1 protein-coding gene is annotated in these 462 nt (G+C 80.7%); it reads right to left on the bottom strand.

What is annotated here, in order from left to right:
- Positions 1 to 462: ATP-binding protein (locus E2C05_RS32485; protein ID WP_240047004.1), on the bottom strand; the 462-nt coding region annotated here is incomplete at both ends.

Genomic DNA, 462 nt, shown 5'->3' with positions numbered 1-462 from the left:
CTTCGCCACCGCCAGCGGCGTGCCGCCGGCACGGGCGATGCGGTCCACCGCCTCCCGCATGGCCGGCAGCGGGCAGCAGCAGCGACACCGTCATCGCGCCCGGCGCGGTCGGGCCCAGGCGCAGCGCCCCGCCCACCTCCTCCGCCACCTCCCGCGCGATCGCCAGGCCGAGGCCGGACCCGGACCCCGCCTCGTCCAGCCGCCCGCCGCGCCGCAGCGCCTCCGCATGGTCGGACGCGGCGAGGCCCGGCCCGTCATCGACCACGGCGACCAGCAGCGCCTCGCCCTCCTCCCGCACCTCGACGCGCACGCGGGTCCGGGCGAAGCGGGCGGCATTCTCCAGCAGCGCGCCCAGCGCCTCGGCCAGGTCGTCGGCATGGATGGCGGCCAGGGCGGGCGGCCCGGCGACCTCCCAGCGCAGCCGGGCGCCGGCGGCGGTGCGGCCCAGCACCCCGGCCACCT

It is taken from the genome of Paracraurococcus ruber (assembly GCF_004353985.1).
GTDB lineage: Bacteria > Pseudomonadota > Alphaproteobacteria > Acetobacterales > Acetobacteraceae > Paracraurococcus > Paracraurococcus ruber.
Note: the sequence above shows the minus strand (reverse complement) of the source record. Positions and strands in the feature narration are given on the sequence as shown.